A 19,857-nucleotide genomic window follows, 5' to 3' on the forward strand; every position below is an offset into this window, starting at 1 on the left:
TGGGGGGAATGGAGCAGTCACCCCTGAAGGTGGAGCAGCTGATCAAGCTGCTGCTGGCGATGAATCCGCGCGCCGAGGTGTACTGGCATGATGCAGACGGGAAGAACAGGGCGCTTTTGGATGAGGACATAGAAGAGATCTACGCACCGGAGAAGGCGGCCAAGACGATCGTTCAATTCGGTCCCCGCAAGTCCGGGCCAGTGGAGGATACAGTATGAAGCGGGCGGAGATTACGCTGGAAAAAGGGCAGGTTATCGGGCTGGAGCTTTATGAGCAGGATGCTCCCGGTACAGTAGCCAATTTTGAAAAGCTGGCGAACAGCGGCTTCTACGACGGTCTGGCCTTTCAGCGGGTGGTCCGGAATTTCGTAGCCCAGGGCGGATGTCCGGATGGTACGGGACGCGGCGGTACGGAGAAGATTCCCTGCGAAACACAGAACAATCCGCATAAGCATGTACGCGGGGCGCTGTCGATGGCGCATTTCGGACCGAATACAGGCAGCTGCCAGTTTTTTATCTGCTATGACACCTTTGATTATCTGGACCCGTGGCATACCGTGTTCGGAGGCGTGATTTCCGGGATGGAGCATGTGGATGCCCTAAAGCGCGGCGATATTATACGGGAGATCAGAGTAATAAAAAAATCAATGATTGTAATTCCGAGTATTCCGATATATAATTCAAAAACAGCAAGTGATATTGCTCACACTCATGAAGGAGAGATACATATGAAAAGAGGGTTATCCGGAATTGCCGTTCTAATGCTGTTAACATTTTTGATTAGCGCATGCTCCGGCGGAAACAACGCGGCATCGACCAATACAAACGCATCTCCGGCGGCTACTGAAGCAGCTGCCAGCACAGAGCCGAAAGACGGCGGCAGCCTGATTATCGGAGTAGCTTCCGATCCGCAGGTGCTGAATCCGAACTACGCAGGCGACCGTGTCAGCCTGACTATTGACCAGGCGCTGTACGCGCCGCTGTTCCAGGTGAACAATGGGGAGAAAACCTTTTACCTGGCAGAAAGCCTGACCCCTTCGGAAGACAACCTGACTTACACACTGAAGCTGAAGGATGGCCTGACCTGGCATGACGGCGAGAAGCTGACTGCTGATGACGTGGTATTCACGATCGACAGCATTCTGGACGAGAAGCAGAACAGCTTCTTGCGCGCCAACTTCCTGATCAACGACCAGCCGATCACAGCTACCAAGGTGGACGATCTGACGGTTGAGTTCAAGCTTCCGCAGGTCAGCCCGGCGTTCGAAGCAACCCTGGTGCAGGTATCCCCGATTCCGAAGCATATCTTCGAGAATGAAGCCGACATCGAGAAGAGCACGAAGAATGCTGCTCCTGTAGGCTCCGGACCATTCAAATTCAAAGAGTACAAGGCTGGCGAGTATCTGACGCTGGAGCGTTTTGATAACTACTTCGGCGGCAAGCCGCATCTGGATTCCGTAACGTACCGTATTGCCAAGGATGCCAACGCGGCTAACCTGGCCCTGCAGAACGGCGAAATCAATGTGCAGTACCTTGATCCTAAAGATGTAGCGACGATCCAGGCAACCAACAACTTTGAAATTCTGCCTTACAGTGAAGGTCGTCTGGCTTACCTGATGTTCAATGCGAACAGTGATACTGGCGCACTTGCCAAAAAAGAAGTCCGTCAGGCGCTGTCCCTGGCTCTCAGCCGCGATGAGCTGATCCAGACCGCATATACCTCCAGTGAATATGCAGATCCAGCGAAATCGTTCCTGACCCCGGATGCCCTGTACTTCACCAACGACGTAACCACCTTTGATAATGATGCTGCAAAAGCTAAGGAACTCCTGGCAGCTGCCGGCGAAAGCAACCTGAAGCTGAGATATATCGTGCAGAGCGGCAACAAGGCACAGGAGGCCATCTCCCTGTATGTTCAGCAGAAGCTGAAGGAAATCGGCGTTGAAGTTGAGCTGCAGAACATGGATTCCTCCGCATGGGTACAGAAGTTCATCGACCTGAAGGCTACTGATTATGAGCTGGCTCTGACCGGTTACATTATGGGCTATGACCCGGATGCATACCGCATTCTGTTCACAACCGGCGCTTCCTCCAACTACTCGCATTACTCGAATCCTGAAGTGGATAAGCTGCTGAATGAAGGTGCTGGCGAAGCGGATGCAACCAAACGCGGCGAGATCTACAAGCAGGTTCAGGAAACCATCGCTGCAGATGCACCGATCTACCCGATCGCTTATACTAAGACTGTTGTAGCAGTATCCAAAAACTACGGCGGCATCGACGAAGCTGTCCTGAAGCCGGTCGTTATTTTCGAAGACCTGTCCAAGATCTATCAGAAATAAGCACAATACAAAATAAGCACGGCAAAAAATAAGCTGGACCTCCAGCTTATTTTTTTGCCGATCATGAGCTGGGAGAATCACGTATGAGACAACTCATCGTCCGCAGGCTTGCGCAGACCATTCCGATGCTGTTTTTCGTATCGGTTGTCTGCTTTGCCATGATTAAGCTGGCGCCGGGAGATCCGGTGCTGTCCTTTGTTACACCTAATATGCATGCCGATGATATCGAGCGGATCCGCCATAACCTCGGCTTGGACAAACCGGCCTATATTCAATATTTTATCTGGTTAGGCGAGCTCGTTCAGGGAAATTTCGGCTATTCCCTGGTTAACCATCAGCCGGTGCTGGATCAGATTCTGGAACGTCTTCCTGCTACAGCGGGCCTGATGGGCAGCGCAATTGCGCTGGCCGTGCTGCTGGCGGTTCCGCTCGGCCTGATAGCCGGAGCGAACCGCAACCGGTGGGTGGATAAGCTGGTTAATCTGATTGCCTACATCGGCATTTCCGTTCCGCTGTTCTGGCTGGCGATTCTGCTGATGTACCTGTTCGCGATCAAGCTGCACCTGCTGCCGAGCATGGGCATGCGCACGATTGGCGTAGAATCCGCCGTTGACGTGCTGAAGCACGGCATTCTGCCCTGCACCGTCCTGGCCTTCGGCTTCCTTGCAACCTATGTACGCTATATCCGCTCCAGCACAATCGGGCAGCTCAAGGAAGAATACGTGCAGATTCAGTATGCCTTCGGATCGAAGAAATCGACGATCCTGTTCCGGCATGTCCTGAAGCATGTTCTGTTGCCGGTTATCACGCTGCTCGGTATGTCTATGGGTGATCTCGTAGCCGGAGCCATCGTGACGGAGACGGTCTTCAGCTGGCCGGGTATCGGCTCACTGGGAATGACGGCTGTCCGGGGGATGGACTATCCGGTTATTATGGGCATTACGCTGTTCTCGTCGCTGATGCTGATCATCGGCAATCTGGCTGCGGATATTCTCTACAGCTTTGTAGATCCGCGCATCAAATTAAAGGGGTGACCTCATGAATCGCAGTAAATGGAAAAACCTGCAGTCCGAGCTGTTTACGAACGGTCTGGGTGTCGCCGCGCTCGTTATATTGGTTGTCTTTACGCTGGGGGCGATTTTTGCCTTTCTGTCCGGCTATGATCCGAATGCAATGGACGCGATGAACAGGCTGACACCGCCGGGCGGCGCCCACTGGTTCGGGACGGATGATTACGGCCGCGACTATCTGGCGCGTGCGCTCTACGGGGGGCGCGTCTCCCTCTTGGTCGGCTTTGCTTCAATGATTGTTGCCACCGTAATCGGCGTGGCCGTAGGCGTTATCAGCGGCTATTTCGGCGGCTGGCTGGATAATCTGCTCATGCGGATGCTGGATATTATTATGTCGATTCCTTCCTTTCTGATTCTGCTGCTGCTCAGCGTGTTCCTGAAGCCGAGCGTCGGCAATATCATCATTATTATTGCCCTGCTGATGTGGATGAGCGTGGCCCGTGTCATCCGGGCGGAGACGCTGACGATCAAGGAACGTGAATATGTGCTGTACGCCAAGGCCTCGGGCCAGAGCGCTTCCGGCATCATCTGGCGGCATATTCTGCCGGGCCTGATTCCGGTAACGATTGTAGGGGCAACGAACAACATCGCTTCAGCCATTATGATGGAATCCTCGCTGAGCTTTCTCGGCTTCGGTGTACAGCCGCCGAACGCCACCTGGGGCAGCATGCTGAACAGCGCGCAGGGCTATATTGCCCAGGCGCCTTATCTGGCGCTGTTCCCGGGGCTGATGATTCTGCTGACAGTGCTGAGCTTCAATGTGCTGGGCGATATTTTACGGGTCGGCTTTGAACCTAAGCTGATCCGGAGATAAGGGAGTGAAGACATCATGAGTGAGCGGCTGCTCTCTGTTGAGGATCTGCAGGTATCGTTCTCCACCCGTGACGGTGAGAATCAGGCTGTGCGGGGCGTGAGCTTCCATATCAATGCAGGCGAAACCGTCGGGATAGTCGGAGAATCCGGCAGCGGTAAAAGTGTTACCGCTAAAGCGATTATGTCGCTGATTACCGCGCCGGGCCGGATCACCTCCGGCAGGATTCATTTTCAGGGCAAGGAACTGACCGGTCTTTCCGAGAAGGAATGGCGGAAGCTGCGCGGCAACCGGATCGCCATGGTCTTTCAGGACCCGATGACCTCGCTGAATCCGGTCAAGAAAATCGGCCAGCAATTAACGGAAGTCATCCGCAGACACCGCGGATTAAATAAAGCGGACGCCAATAAGGAAGCGGCTGAAATGCTGCGCCAGGTGGGCATCCGTGACCCTGAGCAGCGGCTGAACCAGTATCCGCATGAGTTTAGCGGGGGGATGCGCCAGCGGGTCATGATCGCGATGGCACTCTCCTGCCAGCCGGAGCTGCTGATCGCCGACGAGCCGACCACGGCGCTGGACGCGACCATTCAGGCGCAGATTCTCGACCTTTTCAAGGAGCTGAAGGGCAAGTCGGATACCGCAGTCGCGCTGATCACCCACGATCTCGGTGTCGTCGCACAGGTCTGTACCCGGGTTGTCGTTATGTACGGCGGGCTGGTCATGGAGGAGGGGACGGTCGAAGACATCTTCTACCGCCCGCAGCACCCGTACACGCAAGGGCTGCTGCGCTCTATTCCGAAACGCGGCGGCGGCTCACGCGAGCGGCTTATTCCGATCGAGGGCACACCGCCCGATCTGCTGAACCCGCCTCCGGGCTGCCCGTTCATGGAGCGCTGCCCGCATGCCTTTGAGCGCTGCAGCCAGCGCCCGCCGGTGACCGAGCTGTCGCCCGGGCACCGCTCGATGTGCTGGCTGGCCGATGGAGCGCAGCCGGCAGCGCCGGCTGTGGAAGGGGGCGTTACACGGTGAGTGAGAACAAGATATTAGTAGATGTGAATAATCTGAAAAAACACTTCTCCAAGGGCAAAGATCTGCGCGGACGTGATACATCTGTTTTGAAGGCAGTGGATGGTGTAAGCTTCCAGATCCGCCGCGGAGAGACCTTCGGGCTGGTCGGCGAGTCGGGCAGCGGCAAGTCAACGGTCGGGCGCTGCCTGCTCCGGCTGTACGATTATACGAGCGGTGAAGTATCCTTTGACGGGCAGCCGCTCGGCCGACTGGGCGAGAAGCAGCTGAAGCCGTTCCGCAGACGGATTCAGTCTATTTTCCAGGACCCGTACTCCTCGCTGAACCCCAGTCTGAATGTGCTGGATCTGATCAGCGAGCCGATGAAGATTCATGGCGTATACCAGGGAGATGAACGCAAGGAAGCGGTAGCTGCGCTGCTCGAAAAGGTAGGCCTGAAGCGGGAGCATCTGTACCGCTATCCCCATGAGTTCAGCGGCGGGCAGCGCCAGCGCATTTCCATTGCCAGGGCGCTGTCTGTAAAGCCGGAGTTCGTCGTCTGCGATGAGCCGATCTCGGCGCTTGACGTCTCCGTCCAGGCCCAGGTGGTCAACATGCTGGAGGATTTGCAGGCCGAGTTCGGGCTGACCTATCTGTTCATCGCCCATGACCTGTCGATGGTCCGGCATATTTCCGACCGGATCGGCGTTATGTACGGCGGGCGGCTGGTTGAGGTGGCGGACAGCGATGAGCTGTATGACAACCCGCTTCATCCGTACACCAAAGCGCTGCTGTCCTCCATTCTGGAGACAGACCCGCTTAAGGCGACTGAGCGGATTCATCTGGACGGCTTCTCCGTCTCACGGGGGCAGGGCGAAGCAGCGCCGCTGCAGGAAGTAAGCCCGGGCCACTTTGTAGCTTATGATTTCAAGGAATAAACAGGGGGTAATGAAATGACGGAATCAGTGGGTATAGTCAAATTATCGCAATGGGATGCCTTGCTGCTTGAGTCGCTGCGCGGACAGGGCTGGTCTGATGAGCAGCTGCTCGGGATCACTTCCGCAGCAGAGCTGCCGGAGGACAACAGCCCGTTTGAATTCGATTATAAGCAGCTGGCAGCCTTTGCCGCAGAGAAGCCTGCGGAATACCGGCAGGCTGTAACGGAAGGATACCAGATCAAGTACAACACCATCCGCGGCATCCGCAGCTGGATTCTGGTTGCGCTTGGCAAGGAGCCGAAGCTGGAGCTGGAAGAAGGCAAGGAAGCGGTGGAGGCTGAATTGACTGCCGATGAAAGAACCCGTGTCGAGCAGGTTCTGTCCTTCGGCTGGACGATCAGTCACGCTGATCGGCAGACGGACGGCGTTTACCGGATTGAACCGGTCCAAAGATAAATAACAATATAAACGGCCCTCCGGCAATTATGCCGGAGGGCCGTTTATATTACAATTCTGTTGCAGACACAGGAAACAGGGATAAACACAGCCGGGGATGCATGAAATAGACTAAGGGAAAGAGTCGGCTGGCGCCACAGCTACATATTCAGCTGAATCTTGCGGGTGCTGAGCACGCCGTCCAGCCCGGTTGGGTCCGCGCTAACCTTATGGGCTACAAAGGCTTCGGCCCGCTCCGAAGTGCGGATACGCACCGGCTTCGTCTCCATATGCACCAGCTCCCACATCACTTCGGCTACCGACTCCGCCGTCTGCGGCTCCACATTACGCTGCAGAAAGGCTGCGGTGTAGGCATCGATTACCGGCTTATATTCATCCTCCAGAATACCGCCGGTGCCCGCTACGTGACCCATTACTGTTTTGGTGAATTCGGTAGCAATGGCTCCCGGCTCCAGCAGGGTTACATCGATGTTGAATTGCGGCTTGTAATAGGTAGCCAGGCTTTCGAGCAGCCCTTCCACCGCAAACTTGCTGGCACAGTAAATTTCGTTCATCGGCTGGCCGACAAGCCCGCCTACACTTGAAGTGGCGACAATATGCGCATATCCGCTCCTCTGCAGCAGCGGCAGCGCTGCCCGGATGGTGTGCATCACCCCGTACACATTGGTGTCGAATACGCGGTGGATGTCTTCCACCGGCGCCTGGCCGAGGGCACGGAGATAGCCGAAGCCGGCATTGGCGAACAGCACATCCAGTGAGCCCTGCTCAAGCGTAATCCGGTCAATGACAGCCTGGATGCTGGCCGGATCGGTAACCTCCAGCTCCACGAAATGCAGATTATTTTCCTCACGGTACAGCTCGCGATCGCGCTCCGGATTGCGTGTCCCGGCGTAGACAGTCCAGCCTGCCCGGGCGAAACGAAGAGCTGTTGCCAGACCGATTCCGGAGGATGCACCGGTAATACAAATGATTTTTCCCATATTCCATTTGCCTCCTGAATATAAGTTGAGTTACAAATTTTTACACATTGCAGCATAAAGCGGGTGCAGCTTTCTTAAGTTTACATAAAGACTGCATTTTCGCGTGTTTTTGCAGACACCTTATGTTGTAGGATCGTTTTCATTACGGTAGACTATAAAGGAGTCTATAGTTGTAAGCGAATGGAGAGGAACAATGGAAGTGTTTAAGCGTTATTATGCAAATTTGACGGTCCGGCGCTTTGGGATTCTGGTGCTGATCGGTCTGCTGCTCTACAGTATCAGAGATATGCTTAATTTGGTGCTTCTGACGTTTTTGATTGCTTATGTGATGAACAGCTTTCAGGTTCTGCTGACGAAGCGGATCAGCAAGTTTATCAAAGTGAACAGCAAGGTCATTATTGTTATTTTGTATCTGGCGCTGATCGCGATGATTGTGCTTGCCCTGGTTAAATATTTGCCCAAAGTGTTCGAGCAAGTCAAGCAGTTAACCTTTTATTTAACAAATTTGTCCTCTGCAGACATTCCGCAAAACGAGATTACCCAGTATCTGTTCAAAACGCTCAAGGAGCTCAATTATGAGTCCTACCTCAAGGGCGGTATTGATTATGTGTTCAAAATTAGCAACTGGGGTACCACCTTCGTATTATCCACCATTCTGAGCTTTGTTTTCATCCTGGAAAAAGGCCGCATTGTCAGCTTTACTTCCCGCCTGAGAGAGAGCAAGATTTCCTGGTTCTACGTCGAGCTTGAGTATTTCGGCAAAAAATTCATTTCCTCCTTCGGTAAGGTCATTGAAGCGCAAATTCTGATCGCACTGTTTAATACCGTGTTTACCGTGATAGGGCTGTGGATTCTGGGCATGTTCTTCTCACCGTTTCCTTACCTGTTCGCGCTTTCCATCATGATCTTCCTGCTCAGTCTGATCCCGGTGGTCGGCTTTGTGATCTCGCTGGTTCCGCTTTGTATTATCGGCTATAATATCGGCGGACTGGAAATGGTCATCTATGTACTGGCTATGATTGCCGTGCTTCACTTTATGGAGGGCTATTTCCTCAATCCGAAGCTGATGTCCTCGAAGATGAATCTGCCGATGTTCTACACCTTTATCGTGCTGCTCTTCTCGGAGCATTATATTGGCGTATGGGGGCTGATCCTCGGGATTCCGATCTTCGTCTTCTTCCTGGACATTCTGGAAATTACCCGTGATGAGCCTCCCAAGCTTCTGAACTGACCGGAAGTAAACCGCATCTATAAGAAAAAGGCAACCCGTAAGCAGAAGCTTCCGCCGGGCTGCCTTTTTTGCATGTTTATTAATAGGTTCGGTCTAAGTACGGGAATGCTAGCTCTAAGTATCCGGATCAGCCGAAGGTGGTTGCGACGCTCTGAGTTACAAGCTCTCTCAGCTCGGCTTTTTGAGCTATGTACTGCTCAGCCGAAATACTGCCGCTGGCCAGCCGCAAATTCAGCTGTTCCGTCAGCTGGGCGATCTGCAGGTTAATGACACTGTCGATATTGCCGCCGCCTTCTGCTGCGATATCCTTAAGAGATTTGCCTTCATATAACGATTCATACAGCTCTTCATCTGAGGACTGGTTCAGTGCGTCCAGCAGTTCATCCTTGTCAGCCACCGGGGTCGAAGTGGACCATTTGGCTACCGGTGAAGCAAGGGCGGCGGTTCTGCCCCAGGCGGTTCCTCCAAAAGACATGGCGACAATCATTGTCCCGACAATCATTACTCGTTTTATATTCATGTAAATATCCTCTTTTCATAATGTAATATATCGGTAAGGGGTCATAGGCTGGGTCAGTTAGGATAAGTATGCTTAAGTGCATTATAACCGGCAAAGCTGAGGCTAAGCTTAAGTCCGGTTAAAGATTACCTAAATAATGGCGCTCCGCTTGGGTCAGGTGAGTGAACCAAGGTATACTGTCAGGAGGAACGCAGAACGGTTATTACGAGAAGCAGGGCCAGATAGTAAATAAACCATAAGGGTAAGGGGTGAACCGCCCGTGAATAAAAAAGTGCTGGTTGTCGACGATGAACAGAGCATTTCCAGCGCAATTGCCTACGCACTCCGGCGGGAGGGCTATGAGGTGGATACGGCAGGCGACGGTGAGGAGGCGCTCTCCAAGGTGCAAACCTTCCGGCCGAATGTGCTGGTGCTGGATGTAATGATGCCGAAGCTGAACGGCTATGATGTATGCCGGCGGCTTGAGGACCGCGATGATATCGGAATTATCCTGCTCACGGTCAAAAATGATATTGTTGATAAAATCGTCGGCCTGGAGCTGGGCGCAGATGATTATATGACCAAGCCGTTTGAAATCCGAGAGCTGCTGGCCCGGGTAAAGGCGCTGCTGCGCAGGCTGGAGAAGAAGACGGGCGAGACTCCCGCGGAGCTGCTCGAATACGGGGAGCTGCGCGTCTATCCGGAGCGGCGTTCCGCTGAGCTTAAGAAGGAGGAGCTGGAGCTGACGCCGAAGGAGTTCGATCTGCTGCTGCTGCTGCTCTCCCACCCGCAGCGTGTATATATGCGGGAGGAGCTGCTGGAGCAGGTCTGGGAGATGGATTATGCCGGCGGCACCCGCACGGTGGATATCCATATCCAGCGGTTGCGTAAAAAGCTTGGCGAGCCCTACCAGAACATGCTCCAGACCGTGTACGGGGTGGGCTATAAAGCGGTGCCGGCCGGGAGCTACCCATGAGATTCAGCATCAAGCTGAAATTCAGCCTGTTCCTGGGGCTTCTGCTCATTCTGGCGGTCAGCGTGCTGAGCTATCTGGTGCTGCGCGGGGTAGAGCGCAATGAGCAGGTACAGGCGGAAGCCTCGCTTGCCCAGCATGTCAAAACGGTCAATCTGCGGGTGAAGCAGGCCTATTATACCGGCGTGCGCCTTGAGCCGCAGCAGTTCCTGCAGCGGCGCGGACGCGAGCTGGCCGCTGAGCTGGCCGGCTTTACGGGTCTTGAAGTCACGCTTTACGATGCGGAGGGCGGTCAGGTAGGAACCTCGGTGCAGGGTGTGCCTGCGTCCGGAAATCCAGGCATAGCGGATGCACTGGCTTATGCACTCCAGGACAAAGTCGCCTATCAGAGCAAGGGAGACAAGCTGCTGTATCTGGCACCGCTGCAGGGCCCTGAGGCACAGATGGGTGTAGTGCAGCTGCAGTATTCGCTGAAGAGTGCCCAGGCCTTCCAGCAGACGCTCCGTAATCTGTTCCTGACAACCGGAGCGGCTGTGCTGCTGCTCAGCTTCATTACCGGTTATCTGTATTTCAGCCGTGCGGCGGCGGCGATCAGCCGGCTGAAAAGGGCGGCGGAATCGATCCGTCACGCCGAATATATCTCCGCCCCGCCGGTGAAGCGCAAGGATGAGCTGGGCGAGCTGGCGGAGGGGATTTATTACATGAGCCGGGAGATTGAATCCAGCATCGCCGCCAAGGATGAGGAACAGCGCAAGCTGCAGCTCGCCATAACCAAGCTTCAGGCGCTGGAGCAGCAGCAGAAGCAGTATATCGGCAATATCAGCCATGAGTTCAAGACGCCGCTGACCTCAATCAAGGCTTATGTGGACCTGCTCAATATGTATGACGATGATCCCAAGCTGCTGTTTGAGGCCAAGACCAACATTGCCAAGGAGACAGAGCGGCTCTATGAGATGGTGGACAAAGTGCTGCAGCTGACTGCGCTGGAGAAATATGATTTTGAATCACAGGCAGAATTGCTGGAAGTATCCGAAGGGCTGCGCGATATTTGCGGGCGGATGAACGGCAAGGCGGAACGGTTTGGGCTGTCGCTTACGCTGGACGCTGAGCCTGCACATATCTGGATCGATAAAGAAAGCTTCATGCACATCTTCATCAATCTGATTGACAATGCAATCAAATATAATGTTCCGGACGGGGCAGTCAAGCTGCACAGCAAGGTGCGCGGGGAGCAGGTGGAGATTACAGTCAGCGATACCGGCATCGGTATTCCGGCAGAGGCGAGGGACAAAATTTTCGAGCCGTTCTATACGGTCAACCGTGACCGGGCCCGCGCATCAGGCGGCACGGGGCTCGGGCTGTCACTGGTCCGCAATCTGGTGGAGAAGCAGGGCGGCAGCATTGTTCTAATGGAGGCGGAAGGCGCAGGTACGGTGTTCCGGCTTTCTTTTCCGCTGGTGAAATAAAGTTTACAAGTTGGAAACATCCTGCGGCGGTTTGGAAATAACTTTCGGGTATTGTAGGTGCATCAACATTGTAGGGGGAGCGATCATGAACAGACAAACGGTCGGCAGGGTGGTTCATACGGGGCTGCTGGCAGTAGTGGGCCTGGCTGTTGTACTGTCTGTGACGCATGCCGTTCAGGGGATACAGAGGCACGGCAGGTCATTGAGAAGGCCGGCACAAAGATTACGGTGATGGATAACACCAGTGAATCTGTCTATACCAAGCTGCAGCTGGAAGGCATTGATAAGGTAGGGGGAGTGCGCGGACTGGATTGGGTCAGTGAGGACGTCATTGTGGTTGATAAGGAAAACAAGAGCCTGGCCCCGCAGCTGATTGAAGGTACCGAGCAGTATCCGCATAATCTCTATCTGCAAAATCTTTCTACCGGGGCGGATACGCCTCTGCAGGAAGGGGACCAGAATTACGGTGCCGCGCAGGTGTCTCCGGATAAAAAATATGTTTTTTATAAAGAAACCAATGAAATGGTAGGCCTCGGCTATATCCTTGGTCTGGAATCCGGCTCTCCAGTCAAGGTGGATGAAGCACCGTTCCGGGTAGAGGAAGGGGAATGGGCGGATGAGGGCCATGTTATTTTCCCCGGCATGGACGGGATTATCTACAGAACAGATGTGCAGGGCACAAAAGAGACGGTAGTAGAGACCGGTGAGTCCTATGTGCATGAGGTAATGCAATCCGGCAATATCATCTACTATGTGACCGGCGAGGATATGCAGCTGACCGCTTATGACACCGATTCGAAGCAATCCAAGGTGCTGAAAAGTAGCGTGGTCTGGGTCATTCCCTCTCCGGACGGCAGCAAGCTCGCGATTGTGAAGCGGACGAAGCCAGGTGAGATGGTGCTGGTACTCTGTGACAGCGAGGGCAACGAGCAGGCGGAGCTGGCCTCGGGCCAGCAGGTCTTCGGAACCAGCTGGTCTCCTGACGGCAGCAAGCTGGCTTATTCGTTAACCGCCGAGAATCCGGCGGATGACCAGAACGGGGTATTCATTACCGAGCTGGACAGCGGAGAACAGACACAGCTGCTGGGGGATATTGAGATTGCGACCAGCTGCGCTGGAGCCCTTCCGGCAAGAAGCTGCTGGCTTCAGCCTCTGTGCTGAAGGATAACAGATACGAGTTCACGACTTATGTGATCAGACTGTCGTAATGTTAATAAAAAGCGCCTGCGGTATGGCTTTCGCTCATACAGCAGGCGTTTTTTGCTGTTATTGCGGAATCAGCTGGCTGATCTCGTTCAGCAGACCGTTGATCTGATTAATCGTTTCCGGAATGCCTGTCGATTCGAAGGCGGCCTTGCCTTCCTCAAGGTTCGTCGCGGCCTGATCCAGGCCCTGCTGGAGCTTATCGTTATAGCTGACAATCGACTGATGCAGCTCGGCTGCATATTCCGGAACCTGAAGACTGGCATATGCGGAAATCTGCTCCTTCAGGGCATTAAGCCGTTCCATCAAAGCTTCTTTGGCCTGCGGATCTGTCGCTGCATCCGTCGCCAGCGTCTCCATCTCCTTCCCGAATTCGGTTAAGGCCTGCATGTATGAAGAGGTGTCTGCAGCAAAGGTGACGCTGTTTTCCACCTTTTCGGCAAAACCGCAGCCAGGGACAATCAGCAGGACGAGCAGCAGCAGGCTTAGTCCGTATTTCTTCATTTGCTTCACTCCTCTTATTAAGTATCGTAGGTGCTGGGTACTCTAGTTCATACGTCCGTCCGGTGAAGAGGGTTACGGGAAATCATCATGAAATTACGATGAAAATACTATGAATTTAAATTTAAAGTGACAGAGAATTAAATTCTTACTTGACAGGTGGGATTAAAGGGGTATATGATAGCACCAATAGTTCACCACTAATTAAATGAACAGTGAAATAATCACTTGAGCCGATTGGACCGCCAAAGGCTCCCGCAGTACTACCCTATGGAGGGAGTCTGCCGGGAGCCTTTTTTGTTTGGCCGATGGAGGAAGGCAGGGATGGTATGACAGATGGGCAATGGGAGCAGCTGGAGGAGGCTGACCATTTGTTCCGCAGAATGGTGCGGAGATTCGTAAAGGAACGCGACCGGGTGAATGTGGAGGGCATTGCCCTGCCGGGCATGCTGATTCTGAACAAGATTATCCGTGACGGTGAGCAGCGGCTGGGCGATCTGGCCGGGGAACTTGACTTCACCTCCGGTGCGATCACGGCGCTTAGCGATAAGCTGGAAGCCGGCGGGTTCACGGTCCGCAGGCGTAAGGAAGATGACCGCAGGACGGTGCTGCTGGATATTACAGCGAAGGGCCGGGAACTGGTTCAGCGCAACAGGAGCGTTGGTGAGCGATGTATTACGCTTCTGTTCGAGGGCTTTACAGAGGAGGAGCTTGCCCAGCAGAGCCGCTTCTATGAGCGGATTACCCGGAATCTGGAGGGATTCTCGGATACACTGCTGGAGCTGGCCAAACAAAAGGCCGAAGCGCCCCCGCCTCCGGCTCCTGAACAGAAGCGAAGAACTGCGCCGGATAATAGATACCTGAGTTACTGATAACAACGATAGATAGACAGACGTGAATAGAGCGTATGCTGCAAAACTAAGCGCGGGCTAGGAGAAGAGTTTTTACGAAGACTGCTTGGAGTTTGGAGTGTATCACCACAAGAATGTTGATTAGCTAACGAGTGTGGAAATGAGAAATTGGATTGGCTCCATAGGATGGCTTGCCGAGCAAACTAAGTGGAAATTAGTCATCTATTTCAGGGTCAGCCGACGAAATGAGGAGATTAGGTGGAAAAAAGCTACTTAGTTTTAATGTTTTCGGGCTTACGGGAGGTTTGTAGTCCAAATAAGTGACGATTTTCCACCTAGTCAGCACAGATGGTATGAAATGACGGAATTAGGTGACGAATATCCAACTAGATGTTGCCTCTGGAGGCCAGGAGGAGCTTATGCTCACAGAAAACTAAGCAAATGCTTCCGAAGCGAGTTTTTGTTTGAAGTAAACACAGGAAGCATAAGCTCACAAAAACTAAGCAAATGCTTCCGAAGCGAGTTTTTGTTTGAAGTAAACGCAGGAAGCATAAGCTCACAAAAACTTTTAAGGAGAGATCATATATGGGACACTCAACTATTTATCCGACAGGAGCTACCTTATACAACCCGGCCAAGGCATGGAGCGGCTATACCGTCTATCAGGCAGGCGAGGAAGGGGTCGTGCTGATTGATATGAACGGCAAGGAGGTCCATCTGTGGCAAGGGCTGCTGGGCTTCCCGGCCAAGATTCTGCCCGGCGGCTATGTGCTCGGCAGCACAGGCAGAAGAGATCCGAAATTCGGCATCCAGGATAATGTCGATCTGGTGCAGGTGGACTGGGACGGCAATATAGTCTGGAAGTTCAACGGCTACGAGCACATCGAGGACCCTGGTTATGAGCCGCTGTGGTATGCCCGCCAGCATCATGACTACCAGCGGGAAGGCAATCCGGTAGGCTATTACGCTCCGGGGCTTGACCCGCAGGTGCATGGCGGCAAGACGCTGATCCTGGCCCACAAAAACCTGCATAACCATGAGATTTCCAACAAAGAGCTGCTGGATGACACGATCCTTGAAGTGGACTGGGACGGCAACATCGTCTGGGAATGGAAGGCCAGCGACCATTTCGCCGAGCTTGGCTTTGATGAGGCGGCGCGCAATGTGTTGTTCCGTGATCCGAATACCCGCTCCTTCGGCCATCTGGGCGGCGGTGTAGGGGACTGGCTGCATATCAACTCGGCTTCCTATGTAGGCCCGAACAAGTTTTACGATAACGGGGATGAACGCTTCCACCCGGACAACATTATCTGGGATGCCCGTGAGGCGAACATCATCGCCATCACCGACAGAGCGACTGGAGCTATTGTCTGGCGGCTCGGACCGGACTATTCCCTGCCTGACGTGAAGCATATCGGCTGGATTATCGGCCAGCATCATGCCCACATCATTCCTAAAGGCCTTCCGGGCGAAGGGAATGTGCTTGTATTCGATAACGGCGGCTGGGGAGGATACGGCCTGCCGAATCCGGCATCCCCTTTTGGCCAGAAAAATGCCGTGCGCGATCATTCGCGGATTCTGGAGATCAACCCGGTTACTTTTGAAATTGAGTGGCAGTACACCTCGGCAGAGGCCGGCTTCTCCGTTCCGACGGATTCCTACAAATTCTACAGTCCGTATATCAGCTCTGCCCAGCGCCTGCCGAACGGCAATACACTGATTACAGAAGGCTCAAACGGCCGCCTGTTCGAGGTAACCGCAGAGCATGAAATTGTCTGGGAATACGTCTCACCTTACACAGACCGCCGCAATACCAACATGGTGTACCGTTCCTACCGCGTGCCTTACGCCTGGGTTCCGCAGCTTGCGAAGCCCCAGGAAGCGGAGATCGAGCCGATTGATGTAACAACCTTCCGGGTGCCGGGTGCAGCGCCAAAAGGCTCGGATTCTGTAGTAAGTGTAGCGACAACTCTGCCGTTCGTGGAGGGGGCCGCTTGCGTGGCTACGGCGGATGAAGGTGTGCTGCAGCGCAAGGGTTAGCCCATTAATATAACGAAGAGGTGCATTGTCCATGAAAAAAACAGGAACCTGGTACGGAACGGTTATTCTGCTCTTATCCCTTTCCCTTGTTACTATTCTTTCCGGCTGCAGCTCCAAGGGGGATGCGGCGGCTTCAGGAGAAGCGGGGGGCGGCAAGTCCGCAGCCCTGAAGATCAAAATCGCTGACACCAATACCAATCCGGTGTTCCGGGTGGCGGCGGACAAGGGCTTTTTCAAAAATCATAATATTGATGCAGAAATCGTCACCTTTGCCTCGCCGGCCGAGGGGGTAAACGCCCTGTTCATCAAGCAGGTGGATGTGGCTTACGGCGCAGACTTTCCGGTGCTGAACGCGGTATCCAAGGGCGGATATTCCATTATTGCTTCTGCGGGGCAGGCTACCGATCAGGCGGCTGCAGCCTGGAAGCTGTACGTAAGGGATGATATCCAGTCGGCGGCTGACCTGAAGGGCAAGAACCTCAGCTTCATCCGCGGTACCTTTATCCCGTATCTGTGGGATGAATATCTGAAGGAGCAGGGAATTGCGCTGAGCGATGTGACGTTGACCGGACAGGGCGGATTTGATGAAGCTTTTATTGCCCTGAAGCAGGGTGATATTGATGCAGCCTGGGTCATCGGCTCGGCGCTCGTTGATAAGCTGGCTGCCCTGGAGAATGTACACGAACTGAGCGATATGTCCAAAACCCCGGTGCGGCTCGGCATGGGCATTGTGAGCAGTGACGAATTCATTGCTGGGAATCCGGATGGAATCGGCAATTTCCTGGCGGCGGTTGATGAAGCATCGGCATATGCCCAGGAGCATCCTGAAGAGGTGGCTGACCTCATGTATGACGAAGTGAAGCAGCCCAAAGAAAACACACTGAAGGATCTGCCGCTCAATCCGTGGATTATCGGCTTTACACCGGCTGCTTATGACAGCCTGGCCGGACAGAAGGCCTATATGATCAGTGCGGGAATCATTGAGAAGGATTTTGACCTGAAGGCGACAATCAATCTGGAGCCGCTAAAAAAAGTGCTGCCGGATACCGTAACTTACGGGGAATAACGGACTATTTTAACGGTGATTAATTTCTTTAATTCAAAAAGTTCAGGAGGTGCCTTGGATGTCCTCACTATCTAACCGTCATGCGATTCAGATTGAGCAGCTCCGCAAAAGCTACAGCGCCCAGACAACAGGAGATGTTCATTACATTATTAAAGACGTTAATCTGGTGATCAAAGGCGGGGAATTCTTCGTTCTGCTCGGACCGAGCGGCTGCGGCAAATCGACGCTGCTTAATATGATCGCCGGGTTTGTCTCGAAATCGGGAGGTAACCTGAAGGTGGATAACGTCGAGATTGACCGGCCGGGCAGAGACCGTGCGGTAGTCTTCCAGCAGGCCGATTCCTCCCTGTTTCCCTGGCTGACGGTGCGGGAGAATGTCGAGTTCGGGCTGCGGATGAAGAAGACACCGAAGGCCGAGCGTAAGCAGATTTCAGACCGCTTCATCCAGCTGGTCGGCTTGTCCGGTCATGAGAAGAAGTTCCCGAAGGAGCTGTCTGGCGGTATGAAGCAGCGTGTACAGCTGGCCCGGGTACTGGCGAACGATCCGGCCATTCTGCTGATGGATGAACCGTTTGGCGCCCTGGATGCGATGACCCGGCGGACGATGCAGAAGGAGCTGGTCAATATCTGGCGCGAGACGCATAAGACCGTTATTTTCGTCACCCATGATATTCAGGAAGCGCTGCTGCTCGGGGAGCGGATCGGCATCATGTCGGTCGGTCCCTCCTCCAACATCACGGATGTTTATGACAATCCGCTGCCTTTTCCGCGGGACGTGGCTTCCCCTGAGTTCTACTCGCTGTATAACAAGATTCAGGGACATTTTGAAGAATAGATAAGGGTGTGACAGATGATGAAATGGGTGGAGAAAAAATGGGTCTCCGTCACGCTGCTGTGGCTGGCCGCCTTATGCATCTGGCAGCTTGGTGCGCTGATATACGGCCCTGACGTTATTCCGGGACCATGGGCCACCCTGCAGGGCGGCCGGGAGCTGATCAGTGACGGTACCCTGATGCAGTACATCGGGATCAGCTTTTACCGGGTGCTGGTGGGCTGGGTGCTGGGCAGCCTGCTGGCTGTTCCGGCCGGGCTCATTATCGGCAAAGTGAACATCATCCGGATTTTTGCAGAGCCATTCTTGAACTTTATCCGCTTTATTCCCCCGATTGCCTTCATCACGCTGTTTCTGGTGTGGTTCGGGATCGGGGAGCAGTCCAAAATAGCCCTGATCATGTACGCCACCTTCTTCATCGTGGTGCTGAATACGCTGACCGGCGTGATGTCGGTGGAGGAGGACAAAATCCGCTCCGCCCGCAGCATGGGGGCCAGTGAATGGCAGATCCTGCTGCATGTCATCGTTCCGGCGACCACACCGTATATTTTCACCGGAATCCGTCTGGCGATGGGCACCTCCTATATGGCCATTATCGGGGCAGAGATGATTGCCTCGAATGAAGGTGTAGGCTATCTGATCTGGAACTCACGGCTGTTTTTCCGCACAGACTGGATTTTTGTCGGGCTGTTCTGCCTCGGCTTCATGGGCTTCTTTACAGACCGCCTGTTTAACTGGTTCGGCCGCAAGGTGCTGTACCGCTATGGGGTGGTGAGTGTGGCGGCGCGCAAGCGCTAGTCAGCCAGGCTGCACAGAGCGGCTTTCAATCCTCCATGCTATAATGTAAGGGCAAGAGCACAGCAGACAGGATTTGAAAGGGGCGGCAGCCTGATGGAAGTTACCGCACAGGAAGTAGCGGAGTGGATGGTCAAGGAGATCCGGTTTACCGGGACCCTGCACCAGACCGCCGCGATTGAATATGTTAAGGCCAACTTCGGCGAGCAGTTTGTATTTGTGAACGAGAACGGAAATGCTTCGCTGGCCAAGGATGTAAAGAAGGCGTTCCGCAAGCTGCACGGCGGACGGATCGCCTGGGACCGCGATGCTTTTCTGTGGGCCTGGACGTAGCACAGCAAAAAGGACCATTGCCCGGTGCGGGTAGTGGTCCTTTTCATATTGAAGGCAGCTCTGCGTCCTCACTTCAGAACTGCCGAACTGGGAAGCCGTGAACCCCCTGCATGAGCTGCAGGAAAAGGCTGGAATATCACTGGGAACTGAGCACAGGAATTTGTGCCTTGACTGACGACAACCCGGGACACCGGTAGCAGGCGCTCCACAAGGCGCTGCCGACCGGGATAGCCTGGCATGGCGCAGACGCTGCCCTGCCGCCGGCTTATACAGGCACCTCCCGGGTGCTTTTCTCCATCGGGGAGCTGCACAGCGGACAGGGCTTGGAGGCCAGATGGTCCTCGGCCCCGCCGGCCTTCATCCGGGTCCAGCCTGGGCAGCGGGCGCCGGTGCAGTTCCAGACAGGAACCTTATGGGTCCGGGCGTTCCCTGCTGTGCCGGAGGTATGCACCCTGGACACTCCGAT

General features: G+C 54.2%; 22 protein-coding genes and 1 pseudogene. 19 read left to right on the forward strand and 4 right to left on the reverse strand.

Translation table 11 applies throughout. The annotated features are described in order from the left end of the window. The first annotated feature begins 8 nt into the window (after positions 1-8). The 8 genes and pseudogenes from AWJ19_RS21900 (at position 9) to AWJ19_RS21930 (ending at position 6,621) form a co-directional block, all read left to right on the forward strand. Positions 9-218: a hypothetical protein gene (locus AWJ19_RS21900; RefSeq protein WP_068727038.1), complete on the forward strand. Its 210-nt coding sequence runs from the start codon at positions 9-11 to the stop codon at positions 216-218. After that, positions 215-628: pseudogene (locus tag AWJ19_RS35940) on the forward strand (peptidylprolyl isomerase); the annotation flags it as partial. The gene AWJ19_RS21900 and the pseudogene AWJ19_RS35940, both read left to right, overlap by 4 nt. Positions 629-727: 99 nt before the next feature. Next, positions 728-2,341, forward strand: coding sequence for an ABC transporter substrate-binding protein (locus tag AWJ19_RS21905; RefSeq protein WP_068727128.1), 1,614 nt, complete (start codon positions 728-730; stop codon positions 2,339-2,341). A gap of 83 nt (positions 2,342-2,424) precedes the next feature. Then, on the forward strand, positions 2,425-3,375 hold the full coding sequence (locus AWJ19_RS21910) for an ABC transporter permease (RefSeq protein WP_068727040.1): 951 nt from the start codon (positions 2,425-2,427) through the stop codon (positions 3,373-3,375). Positions 3,376-3,379: 4 nt separating this feature from the next. Continuing rightward, entirely contained in the window at positions 3,380-4,225 is an 846-nt protein-coding gene (locus AWJ19_RS21915) for an ABC transporter permease (RefSeq protein WP_068727042.1), read from the forward strand. 15 nt (positions 4,226-4,240) lie between these two features. After that, positions 4,241-5,251 (forward strand): ABC transporter ATP-binding protein, encoded by a 1,011-nt coding sequence (locus AWJ19_RS21920; RefSeq protein ID WP_068727044.1) that lies wholly within the window; start codon positions 4,241-4,243, stop codon positions 5,249-5,251. Next, positions 5,248-6,165, forward strand: coding sequence for an ATP-binding cassette domain-containing protein (locus AWJ19_RS21925; protein WP_068727046.1), 918 nt, complete (start codon positions 5,248-5,250; stop codon positions 6,163-6,165). The genes AWJ19_RS21920 and AWJ19_RS21925 overlap by 4 nt, the downstream gene beginning before the upstream one ends. 15 nt (positions 6,166-6,180) lie before the next feature. After that, entirely contained in the window at positions 6,181-6,621 is a 441-nt protein-coding gene (locus AWJ19_RS21930; protein ID WP_068727047.1) for a hypothetical protein, read from the forward strand. A 140-nt stretch (positions 6,622-6,761) separates the two neighbouring features. On the opposite strand, the gene AWJ19_RS21935 is transcribed toward AWJ19_RS21930, so the two are convergent. Beyond that, positions 6,762-7,601 carry an SDR family oxidoreductase gene (locus AWJ19_RS21935; protein WP_068727049.1) on the reverse strand — a complete coding sequence of 280 codons (840 nt, stop codon included), beginning with the start codon at positions 7,599-7,601 and terminating at the stop codon, positions 6,762-6,764. Between the two features lie 193 nt (positions 7,602-7,794). Between AWJ19_RS21935 and AWJ19_RS21940 the strand changes: the two genes are divergently transcribed. After that, the gene (locus AWJ19_RS21940; protein WP_068727051.1) at positions 7,795-8,832 is read left to right on the forward strand and encodes an AI-2E family transporter; all 1,038 of its coding nucleotides are present in this window, start codon (positions 7,795-7,797) and stop codon (positions 8,830-8,832) included. Between the two features lie 127 nt (positions 8,833-8,959). Here the strand turns inward: AWJ19_RS21940 and AWJ19_RS21945 are convergent, their stop codons facing one another. Further along, positions 8,960-9,352, reverse strand: coding sequence for a hypothetical protein (locus AWJ19_RS21945; RefSeq protein WP_068727053.1), 393 nt, complete (start codon positions 9,350-9,352; stop codon positions 8,960-8,962). A 259-nt stretch (positions 9,353-9,611) separates the two neighbouring features. Here AWJ19_RS21945 and AWJ19_RS21950 point away from each other — a divergent pair, with 259 nt between their 5' ends. The 4 genes from AWJ19_RS21950 (at position 9,612) to AWJ19_RS21960 (ending at position 12,931) form a co-directional block, all read left to right on the forward strand. Beyond that, positions 9,612-10,307, forward strand: a complete 696-nt coding sequence (locus tag AWJ19_RS21950; RefSeq protein ID WP_068727055.1) for a response regulator transcription factor — start codon at positions 9,612-9,614, stop codon at positions 10,305-10,307. Further along, positions 10,304-11,770: a HAMP domain-containing sensor histidine kinase gene (locus AWJ19_RS21955; RefSeq protein ID WP_068727056.1), complete on the forward strand. Its 1,467-nt coding sequence runs from the start codon at positions 10,304-10,306 to the stop codon at positions 11,768-11,770. The genes AWJ19_RS21950 and AWJ19_RS21955 overlap by 4 nt, the downstream gene beginning before the upstream one ends. 85 nt (positions 11,771-11,855) lie before the next feature. Next, a complete protein-coding gene (locus AWJ19_RS36815; protein WP_241781839.1) occupies positions 11,856-12,002 on the forward strand; it encodes a hypothetical protein in 147 nt (48 codons plus the stop codon). Then, positions 12,002-12,931, forward strand: a complete 930-nt coding sequence (locus AWJ19_RS21960; RefSeq protein WP_241781840.1) for a hypothetical protein — start codon at positions 12,002-12,004, stop codon at positions 12,929-12,931. Before AWJ19_RS36815 ends, AWJ19_RS21960 begins: the two co-directional genes overlap by 1 nt. 105 nt (positions 12,932-13,036) lie before the next feature. Here the strand turns inward: AWJ19_RS21960 and AWJ19_RS21965 are convergent, their stop codons facing one another. Beyond that, positions 13,037-13,477 (reverse strand): DUF6376 family protein, encoded by a 441-nt coding sequence (locus AWJ19_RS21965; RefSeq protein ID WP_068727058.1) that lies wholly within the window; start codon positions 13,475-13,477, stop codon positions 13,037-13,039. Between the two features lie 326 nt (positions 13,478-13,803). On the opposite strand from AWJ19_RS21965, the gene AWJ19_RS21970 reads away from it, so the two are divergent. The 6 genes from AWJ19_RS21970 (at position 13,804) to AWJ19_RS21995 (ending at position 19,391) form a co-directional block, all read left to right on the forward strand. Beyond that, positions 13,804-14,346 carry a MarR family transcriptional regulator gene (locus AWJ19_RS21970; RefSeq protein ID WP_068727130.1) on the forward strand — a complete coding sequence of 181 codons (543 nt, stop codon included), beginning with the start codon at positions 13,804-13,806 and terminating at the stop codon, positions 14,344-14,346. 564 nt (positions 14,347-14,910) lie between these two features. After that, complete coding sequence (locus tag AWJ19_RS21975; protein WP_068727060.1) at positions 14,911-16,365, forward strand: aryl-sulfate sulfotransferase; 1,455 nt, start codon at positions 14,911-14,913, stop codon at positions 16,363-16,365. A gap of 31 nt (positions 16,366-16,396) precedes the next feature. Then, positions 16,397-17,431: an ABC transporter substrate-binding protein gene (locus AWJ19_RS21980; RefSeq protein WP_068727061.1), complete on the forward strand. Its 1,035-nt coding sequence runs from the start codon at positions 16,397-16,399 to the stop codon at positions 17,429-17,431. A gap of 58 nt (positions 17,432-17,489) precedes the next feature. Continuing rightward, on the forward strand, positions 17,490-18,266 hold the full coding sequence (locus AWJ19_RS21985) for an ABC transporter ATP-binding protein (protein ID WP_068727063.1): 777 nt from the start codon (positions 17,490-17,492) through the stop codon (positions 18,264-18,266). An 18-nt stretch (positions 18,267-18,284) separates the two neighbouring features. Then, complete coding sequence (locus tag AWJ19_RS21990; RefSeq protein WP_068727132.1) at positions 18,285-19,061, forward strand: ABC transporter permease; 777 nt, start codon at positions 18,285-18,287, stop codon at positions 19,059-19,061. A gap of 93 nt (positions 19,062-19,154) precedes the next feature. Further along, positions 19,155-19,391 carry a hypothetical protein gene (locus tag AWJ19_RS21995; RefSeq protein WP_039869189.1) on the forward strand — a complete coding sequence of 79 codons (237 nt, stop codon included), beginning with the start codon at positions 19,155-19,157 and terminating at the stop codon, positions 19,389-19,391. Positions 19,392-19,656: 265 nt separating this feature from the next. On the opposite strand, the gene AWJ19_RS36820 is transcribed toward AWJ19_RS21995, so the two are convergent. Beyond that, on the reverse strand, positions 19,657-19,851 hold the full coding sequence (locus AWJ19_RS36820) for a cold-inducible protein YdjO-related protein (RefSeq protein WP_241781841.1): 195 nt from the start codon (positions 19,849-19,851) through the stop codon (positions 19,657-19,659). Positions 19,852-19,857 lie beyond the last annotated feature (6 nt).

Origin of the sequence: Paenibacillus sp. DMB5, assembly GCF_001517085.1 — a bacterium.
GTDB lineage: Bacteria > Bacillota > Bacilli > Paenibacillales > Paenibacillaceae > Paenibacillus_AQ.

What these genes read in the sequence shown, in the direction of transcription:
- AWJ19_RS21905 (WP_068727128.1), top strand. Translation starts at nt 728, where the DNA reads ATGAAAAGAGGGTTATCCGGAATTGCCGTTCTAATGCTGTTAACATTT.
- AWJ19_RS21970 (WP_068727130.1), top strand. Translation starts at nt 13,804, where the DNA reads ATGACAGATGGGCAATGGGAGCAGCTGGAGGAGGCTGACCATTTGTTC.
- AWJ19_RS21900 (WP_068727038.1), top strand. Translation starts at nt 9, where the DNA reads ATGGAGCAGTCACCCCTGAAGGTGGAGCAGCTGATCAAGCTGCTGCTG.
- AWJ19_RS21940 (WP_068727051.1), top strand. Translation starts at nt 7,795, where the DNA reads ATGGAAGTGTTTAAGCGTTATTATGCAAATTTGACGGTCCGGCGCTTT.
- AWJ19_RS21965 (WP_068727058.1), bottom strand. Translation starts at nt 13,477, where the DNA reads ATGAAGAAATACGGACTAAGCCTGCTGCTGCTCGTCCTGCTGATTGTC.
- AWJ19_RS21920 (WP_068727044.1), top strand. Translation starts at nt 4,241, where the DNA reads ATGAGTGAGCGGCTGCTCTCTGTTGAGGATCTGCAGGTATCGTTCTCC.
- AWJ19_RS36815 (WP_241781839.1), top strand. Translation starts at nt 11,856, where the DNA reads ATGAACAGACAAACGGTCGGCAGGGTGGTTCATACGGGGCTGCTGGCA.
- AWJ19_RS21995 (WP_039869189.1), top strand. Translation starts at nt 19,155, where the DNA reads ATGGAAGTTACCGCACAGGAAGTAGCGGAGTGGATGGTCAAGGAGATC.
- AWJ19_RS21915 (WP_068727042.1), top strand. Translation starts at nt 3,380, where the DNA reads ATGAATCGCAGTAAATGGAAAAACCTGCAGTCCGAGCTGTTTACGAAC.
- AWJ19_RS21990 (WP_068727132.1), top strand. Translation starts at nt 18,285, where the DNA reads ATGAAATGGGTGGAGAAAAAATGGGTCTCCGTCACGCTGCTGTGGCTG.
- AWJ19_RS21935 (WP_068727049.1), bottom strand. Translation starts at nt 7,601, where the DNA reads ATGGGAAAAATCATTTGTATTACCGGTGCATCCTCCGGAATCGGTCTG.
- AWJ19_RS21930 (WP_068727047.1), top strand. Translation starts at nt 6,181, where the DNA reads ATGACGGAATCAGTGGGTATAGTCAAATTATCGCAATGGGATGCCTTG.
- AWJ19_RS21985 (WP_068727063.1), top strand. Translation starts at nt 17,490, where the DNA reads ATGTCCTCACTATCTAACCGTCATGCGATTCAGATTGAGCAGCTCCGC.
- AWJ19_RS21975 (WP_068727060.1), top strand. Translation starts at nt 14,911, where the DNA reads ATGGGACACTCAACTATTTATCCGACAGGAGCTACCTTATACAACCCG.
- AWJ19_RS21955 (WP_068727056.1), top strand. Translation starts at nt 10,304, where the DNA reads ATGAGATTCAGCATCAAGCTGAAATTCAGCCTGTTCCTGGGGCTTCTG.
- AWJ19_RS21960 (WP_241781840.1), top strand. Translation starts at nt 12,002, where the DNA reads ATGGATAACACCAGTGAATCTGTCTATACCAAGCTGCAGCTGGAAGGC.
- AWJ19_RS21910 (WP_068727040.1), top strand. Translation starts at nt 2,425, where the DNA reads ATGAGACAACTCATCGTCCGCAGGCTTGCGCAGACCATTCCGATGCTG.
- AWJ19_RS21980 (WP_068727061.1), top strand. Translation starts at nt 16,397, where the DNA reads ATGAAAAAAACAGGAACCTGGTACGGAACGGTTATTCTGCTCTTATCC.
- AWJ19_RS21945 (WP_068727053.1), bottom strand. Translation starts at nt 9,352, where the DNA reads ATGAATATAAAACGAGTAATGATTGTCGGGACAATGATTGTCGCCATG.